The organism is Rhodococcus phenolicus (genome assembly GCF_001646785.1).
GTDB lineage: Bacteria > Actinomycetota > Actinomycetes > Mycobacteriales > Mycobacteriaceae > Rhodococcus > Rhodococcus phenolicus.
Genome location: NZ_LRRH01000156.1, coordinates 1 through 1,986, shown reverse-complemented (window position 1 = coordinate 1,986; position 1,986 = coordinate 1). Strand labels below are relative to the sequence as shown.

General features: G+C 66.1%; 3 protein-coding genes. 1 reads left to right on the top strand and 2 read right to left on the bottom strand.

What is annotated here, in order from left to right:
• Positions 1-384 precede the first annotated feature (384 nt).
• Positions 385-618: a hypothetical protein gene (locus A8G15_RS28225; RefSeq protein WP_068166496.1), complete on the bottom strand. Its 234-nt coding sequence runs from the start codon at positions 616-618 to the stop codon at positions 385-387.
• A 134-nt stretch (positions 619-752) separates the two neighbouring features.
• On the opposite strand from A8G15_RS28225, the gene A8G15_RS28220 reads away from it, so the two are divergent.
• The gene (locus tag A8G15_RS28220; RefSeq protein ID WP_068166495.1) at positions 753-977 is read left to right on the top strand and encodes a hypothetical protein; all 225 of its coding nucleotides are present in this window, start codon (positions 753-755) and stop codon (positions 975-977) included.
• Between the two features lie 119 nt (positions 978-1,096).
• Here the strand turns inward: A8G15_RS28220 and A8G15_RS28215 are convergent, their stop codons facing one another.
• Positions 1,097-1,777 carry a DUF2637 domain-containing protein gene (locus A8G15_RS28215; protein WP_169833958.1) on the bottom strand — a complete coding sequence of 227 codons (681 nt, stop codon included), beginning with the start codon at positions 1,775-1,777 and terminating at the stop codon, positions 1,097-1,099.
• Positions 1,778-1,986 lie beyond the last annotated feature (209 nt).

Genomic DNA, 1,986 nt, shown 5'->3' with positions numbered 1-1,986 from the left:
CCGGATGGTGTGGGCATCGCCCCCGTCGACGGGGGGCATCGGGGGTTCGGGTACGGGACTCGGCGGTACAACTCGGGGTGCGGTTTGGGGTTCGATCAGATCGTCGCCGAGGATCTGTAACGCCGCCCGGTGGTGGCCTGCCCGCGCATCGCCAATGCAGTCAGGCTCCCGTCCGGGACCTACAGAAGTGCCCCCGTTCCTCGTCGTGAGGAGCGGGGGCGCTTCGTCGTGTCCGGGGTCAGTCCTCGTCGTCGCTCAGCATGATCTGGCCGGTGGCGCGGAACTCGGCGAGCAGGGCGGTGAAGATCGGGGTCATCGTATGGCCTTCCGGGAGTGTGTGATCGGGGGAGGGGTGGGGGCCGGTTTCCCGGCCCCCAGCCCTGGCTACCGGTAGTCGATGAGGGCGGAGGCGACCTGCTCGCCGGCCTGGTTGTAGACGTAGTACCCGGCGCACTCGTTGCTGCTGTCCAGGTCGTACTTGGTGGTGAAGCCGTGTCCGACGATCCAGGCCATGAAGTCGTCGCGGGCGTTGTCGGTTGCGGCCTCGCCGTAGTGGAGGGCGTCGGTGGTGGGGTAGATCGTGATGGTGGCGGGGGCGGTGGCGAGCTTGGCGGTCATGTTGTTCTCCTTGGCTGGTCTTGCTCTCTTTGACTCCTTAAGTATTGCCCCTAACTAGGGTCAATGTCAAGCGGTAGGGACAGGGAATTTCTCAATGCTCATGTGAACCCAGGTAGGTGCTACGATTCCGGGCTATGACAGCCCAATACCTCAGCCTCCTCGATGTGTCCGATCACTCCGGAGTCCGATTCGAGACCCTGAAATCCCTCGTTCGCAGAGGCAAGTTTCCCGAGCCTGACGCCATCATCGGGCTCGGGGAACATCAGAAGTTCGTGCGCGGATGGAAGCGCACGACGATCGACACTTGGCTGCATGGCTACGCACCCCAGGTACGACAAAGCCCCGGCGAGAACGACTGACCTGTCAAATAGAGCAACCCCCGCCGGGGCGCGTCGATCATAGCGTTGGACGTGGCCGGTGTGACATTCGAGTGAAACAGTTTCAAGCGAATGTCACACCGGCCACGCGAGGGTTCAGTCTACGACGCGACGCTCGCCGCCAGCCAGCGCCGCACAGTCGCCTCCGACCGCCCGATCTGGTCCGCGATCGCATAGTTGCTCAGGCCGGCGTCCCGGAGCTGGCGCGCGCGATGACGCAGTGCGTCGCCCTCGTCGGCCGGTGCGTCATCGTCGAGGTCGCCCGACTCCAGTTCTGGCGTCGGCACGACGGTGAGCTGCGATGACGCGGGTGACGCGGGTGCGTCATCGCCTTCGACCGGCTCGGTAATAATATTTTCCGGCCGATTGTTGGCGTCACGTGTTGCGGTGCCCGCGAGCGCTCTGGCGCGCACGATCGCCAGGTGCGTCAACGCGAGCGCCGCGACCGGCGGCACCACCGCGACAGCCGCAGCGACGCCCGGGTGCACCGGCCCCGGCGGCAGCAGCAGGTGTGCCACGTTCCCGGCGACCGACACGGCGACCGCCGACCACAGCAGCAGCCACGCGTACCGTCGCGCCGGCCCCGCGTCGAGCGTCACCACCGCCCGGGTCGCCGCGACGATTAGTCCGTCGACGACGAGCGGCCAAACCGCGGCCTGCCAGTCGCCGAGCCCGGCTCGCGCCGCCACATCCGCGAGCGCGGTGTACGACAGGCACAGTGCCGCGACACCGAGCGCGTAGATCAGTGCCGCGTCGTCGCGCGCCACCCGAACCTTCTTCACGAGATCCCCTCCGGTCGATCGAATCCAGGGCGCTCGCAGGGTAGGTCGGGAATCAGACAGATTCCGGACAGTCGCACAGGGTGACACCGACAGAACCGAGTAGATGCCGTCATATGAGGGCATATCGAGTTTCCAGGCCACCCCGGGTGCGACTCACCTACCAGCGAGAACCGTTGGAGCACGAGTGGTTTCGAAACCCTCCGCGCCCA